Here is a 4,839-nt window from a genome sequence, read left to right on the forward strand (position 1 = left end):
ACCGGTAAACGTTGCCGCAAAAGCACAAATTCCGGAACTGTTTTACCTGGCCTGGGTTATCGGCGGATTGGTTGCCTTCTGTGGCGCCCTTACCTTTGCAGAAATAGGCTCACGTTTTCCTGTTACCGGCGGCTATTACAAAATCTTATCTTTTTGCTACCATCCGTCCATCGCTTTTTCCATCAATTGCATCCTGGTGCTCACCAATACAGCATCCCTTGCAGGGGTTACCCTCATTGGCTCAGAATACCTCAGTTCGGTCATCTTCCCAAAAAATATGCAGACCGACTTTTACAGGTTGGTTATTGCAGCCTCCACCATCATCATTTTCTATGGTATAAATCTATTAGGCTTAAAAGCGAGTTCTAAAACACAAAATGTACTCACGGTGGTTAAGATTGCCATGGTGCTCACTTTAATCTGTTCTATGTTTTCCGGCAGTTATGCGCAGCCGGTCATCTCTTCCTTTACAACTTTTACAGGTGCTGCCCCACAATGGTCAGACTATGGCAAGGCCATCGGTTTATGTTTGGTAGCCGTTACCTTTACTTTTTCTGGATATACACAAACCATTAATTTTGGTGGCGAAGTAAAAGATGCAAAAAAAGTAATGCCCAGGGCTATCCTATTAGGTCTGCTCACCATCATTGCTCTATACCTGCTCATCAACTATGCTTATGTAAAAGTAATTGGCTTTGAGCAACTGAAGACTGCAGAAAGCATTGCCGCCATATTGGCCTCCACTATATTTGGCCCCGCCGGCTTCACCATGTTATCGGTTATAATCTTTATATCGGTAATGGGCTATGTCAATGTCAACCTGTTAAGCAACCCCAGGGCCATGTTTGCCATGGGCGAAGAAAAAGCACTGCCCTCGGTATTTGCCCAACGCAATGAAAAAACCAATGTAATGGTCTTTAGCCTGACCACTTTTACAGCCCTAACGCTGCTGACCTTGTTTTTCGCTAAAACGTTCGACACGATCATGAATTACACCATTATTTTGGAATGTATAGGCACTGCAGGTTCTGCTGCTACCCTGTTCTTTTTGCGTAAACGAAGCAAAGACGTAGACCCATCAAGCATCTATACCATGAAGATGTATCCACTGGTGCCTGTGTTTTTTATCGCCGTTTATTTGTTTGTAGGCTTCAGTGTTTATACCGACGATCCTTCTGCTGCGCTGAACGGAATTTACCTGTTTTTAGGCTTTATTATCATTTATTTCCTGAGCAAAATACTCAGCCGTAAAAATTCAGAATAAGGAAAAAAATTATACGTATCTTTGCGAAGAAATGAAATATGTTCATTTCATTCTATTAAACATTAAATACTTACATATTGTTATTCAACGAATTAAATCTGATTGAGCCAATACTTTCGGCACTACAAACAGAAGGTTATACGCAACCAACACCTATACAAGAACAATCCATCCCAACTATATTACAAGGTAAAGACCTTTTAGGTTGCGCGCAAACAGGTACAGGTAAAACTGCTGCTTTCGCCATTCCTATGTTGCAATTGTTGCACAAGCCACATGCAAATACAAAAGGCCCAAGACCTATTAAAGCATTGGTGCTTACACCAACCCGTGAGCTTGCTATTCAAATTGAAGAAAGCTTTAAAGCTTACGGCAGAAACCTTCCCCTAAAATACCAGGTAATTTTTGGTGGTGTAGGTCAGAAAGCACAAACTGATGCCCTTCATAAAGGTATCGACATTTTAGTAGCTACTCCAGGTAGGTTGTTAGACTTAATGGGACAAGGTTTCATCAGCTTACGCGACCTTGAGATTTTCGTTTTAGATGAGGCCGACAGAATGCTTGACATGGGTTTTATCCATGACGTTAAAAAAGTAATCACTAAACTTCCTGCAAAACGCCAAACTTTGTTTTTCTCGGCAACCATGCCTACAGAAATTCAAAAGTTAGCAAACACTATTTTGCATGAGCCTACTAAAGTTGAGGTTACTCCAGTATCATCAACAGCAGAAAAAATTGTTCAATCAATTTATTTTGTGGCTAAAAATGACAAGAGAACCTTGTTAAACCATATCCTTCAGGATAAAGAAATTCAAACAGCCTTGGTATTTACACGTACTAAACATGGTGCTGACAGGGTGGTAAAAGACTTGATTAAAATTGGTGTGAGAGCAGAAGCCATCCATGGTAACAAATCTCAAAACGCCAGACAAAGAGCATTATCGAATTTCAAAGACAGAACTACCCGTATTTTAGTAGCTACAGATATTGCTGCCCGTGGTATTGATGTTGATGAACTGACGCATGTAATTAATTATGAACTTCCGAATGTTCCGGAAACTTACGTACACAGAATTGGCCGTACAGGTCGTGCAGGCCTGAGTGGTACCGCATTTTCTTTCTGTGATGCTGAAGAAAAGGAATATTTAAGAGATATTGAAAAGCTGATTGGATTAAGCATTCCAGTTGCAGAAGACAATCCTTATGCAATGAGCTGGCAAGGCTTAATGGCTAAGCAAGAAGATAAGCCTAAAGGTGGTAAGCCATCTGCATCAAATCACCGCCGAGGTGGTAATGCAAATGCTTCAGCAGCTAAAAATAGCAAAGCACCACGTAGTCAGGATCGTGATCCAAACTTAAGTGGTGCTAAGAGAACTCCAAAAAGCGGAAGTCGCCGTTGGAGCGGAAAGAGTTAATTTATAACTCTTTCTATTTTATTGTCTTTCTAATCTTAATGATGCGCAACCAGTGCATCATTTTTAGTATAGGGTAAGTTGGATCAAATTCAAACCATTTAGCTGCAAAATTAGGGCTGTTAGGTCTCATGTGGTGGTTATTTTGGAACAACTCCCCTAACATTAAGAAGTCTAATGGCAAAGAGTTTTTACTATGGTCTTTATTGTCATAGTTAGAGTAGCCATATTTATGTCCACACCAGTTGACGATAGCACCATGAATGGGGCCCATTAAAAAATGGATAGGCAATAAAAGGAACATCCACCATTGTGTAGCAAAAGCAACATAGAAACCAATATAGAAAAGGATAAAAGCAATCCTGGTAGGCCAAGCATCACCAATCTTGTCGATAAAAGCCCATGTAGGGTAATGTCCACGAAACTGTTCCTCAGGTTCAGTTTTAAACTTCACATGATCGAGGTAAATATTTTTGGTCTGGATCATCAATCCCCATACATCTTTAATAAAGTGTGGAGAATGTGGATCTTTAATCGTGTCGCTATAGGCGTGATGCATCCTGTGCATAATGGCATAGGCGCGTGGGTTTAGAAATGATGATCCCTGGGCTAAAAATGTTAAGGTGTAAAAGAACTTTTCCCAGAAGGGGTTCATTTTAAACATCTTATGTGATGCGTAGCGGTGGAGGAAAAAAGTTTGGGAGAACAGTGATAAAAACCAGTGTAGTAAGAAGAAGGCTAAAATAATCATAAAAAGTAAATGTATTGCTAACGCTATTTGATTGGTATTTAATATAGCGTTAACAAAAGTACTAAAAGAAATGTTCTTTTAAAGTCGAATATGACAAGGTTGACACAAAGATTTACCTTTAGCCAACTCAGGGCATAAAAAAACCTTATTCCTCCTGAAAGGAATAAGGCTGCTAAAAATGGTTATATTTATCTACCGAAATCGTCTTGTACCCTAACGATATCAGATTCGTCAGAAGGATTTTCCGGATCAGTATGTTGCCAGATTTCAGAAACAATACCCCAGTCTTCTAAACCAATTAAACGGTGTCTTTCGCCTTTTTCTAACTTGATCCCTGTACCAGGTGCCAGTTTTTGCAATTCACCTTCTTCATCAGTAGCACTGGTTACTACCCCTACTGTTCCACTCACCACTTGCCATATTTCGGCACGACGGTGATGGTACTGCCATGATAAACGTTTTTTTGGTGCTACCACTAAAATCTTAGGACTTAATTTACCGCTGATTTTTAAATCATCAACGTTTAAGCCATTGAAATAGACATTCGCAAACTGTTGAGCTTGTTGTTCATCAATAACGAAAAAGCCGCCCCAGGGACGAGTATCATCAACGTTGACAACATTAAAGCCTTCAATTTTCAGGCGCTGGGTAATACTGTTAAATATTTCTTTCTTTTGATCTGACATCGTATTTTATCTGTTAAACGATCAAATATAGTAAAATATTTATTTTACTGTTTTACCTATTAATTTATCGATTCTCGTTACGATATAATCTATATCGAAAGGCTTTTGGATGTAATCATCAGCACCGGCTTCCATACTTTTGTTTTTATTCTGGTCGTTTGCAGACATTACAATGATCGGGATGTGTTTAGTAAACAGATCACCTTTTAAATCACTACAAATTTCTGAACCATCACCATCAGGAAGCATGACATCAAGAATAAAAAGATCTGGAAGAGAATCTTTTAACTTTTCTTTTAGTTCAGCAAATGAGGATGAAAGCTGCAATTCGTAGCCTTCGTCTTTAAGAAGAAATTCTATTATATATCTAATATCCGTATCGTCTTCAAGAACATGTATTCTTTTTACCATAGTATTTATCTTATTGATTGAAATGCATATAAAGCAACAATATTGCCATAAATGCTGAATCTACTTACTTGTTACAATAAATGCAAAAAAAATTCCGCCAATTTGAAATTACAATTGTTATAAATGGTTGAAATCTACCTTACCCGTTTCCATATCATACACAGCACCAACTATTTGAAGTGCGCCTTGTTCTTCCATCTCTTTTAGAATAGGACTGTTAGCTCTAATCTTTTGAACACTGTGTTTAACATTTTCTGCACATACATGGTGTAGATACTGTGGATTAGCTGAGGTTTTATCCCCCACAAAACTGCT

The 4,839-nt window shown here is 38.9% G+C and carries 6 protein-coding genes; 2 read left to right on the forward strand and 4 right to left on the reverse strand.

Annotated features, from left to right (window positions below):
• Together ACR2F7_RS08275 and ACR2F7_RS08280 are read left to right on the forward strand one after the other, a co-directional pair.
• Positions 1–1,264, forward strand: a 1,264-nt coding sequence (locus ACR2F7_RS08275) for an APC family permease (RefSeq protein WP_432713110.1), incomplete at its 5' end; no start/stop codon positions are given.
• A 77-nt stretch (positions 1,265–1,341) separates the two neighbouring features.
• Positions 1,342–2,679 (forward strand): DEAD/DEAH box helicase, encoded by a 1,338-nt coding sequence (locus ACR2F7_RS08280; protein WP_432710070.1) that lies wholly within the window; start codon positions 1,342–1,344, stop codon positions 2,677–2,679.
• A gap of 13 nt (positions 2,680–2,692) precedes the next feature.
• Here ACR2F7_RS08280 and ACR2F7_RS08285 read toward each other — a convergent pair whose 3' ends face one another.
• From ACR2F7_RS08285 to ACR2F7_RS08300, 4 genes are all read right to left on the reverse strand, one after another.
• On the reverse strand, positions 2,693–3,427 hold the full coding sequence (locus ACR2F7_RS08285; RefSeq protein WP_432713111.1) for an acyl-CoA desaturase: 735 nt from the start codon (positions 3,425–3,427) through the stop codon (positions 2,693–2,695).
• A gap of 188 nt (positions 3,428–3,615) precedes the next feature.
• Positions 3,616–4,113 carry a phosphoheptose isomerase gene (locus ACR2F7_RS08290; protein ID WP_432713112.1) on the reverse strand — a complete coding sequence of 166 codons (498 nt, stop codon included), beginning with the start codon at positions 4,111–4,113 and terminating at the stop codon, positions 3,616–3,618.
• 39 nt (positions 4,114–4,152) lie between these two features.
• A complete protein-coding gene (locus ACR2F7_RS08295) occupies positions 4,153–4,524 on the reverse strand; it encodes a response regulator transcription factor (RefSeq protein ID WP_432713113.1) in 372 nt (123 codons plus the stop codon).
• A 117-nt stretch (positions 4,525–4,641) separates the two neighbouring features.
• Positions 4,642–4,839 (reverse strand): carbonic anhydrase (locus tag ACR2F7_RS08300; protein ID WP_432713114.1); only part of this gene is annotated, 198 nt, incomplete at its 5' end.

It is taken from the genome of Pedobacter sp., from assembly GCF_045628745.1.
Taxonomy (GTDB): Bacteria; Bacteroidota; Bacteroidia; order Sphingobacteriales; family Sphingobacteriaceae; genus Pedobacter.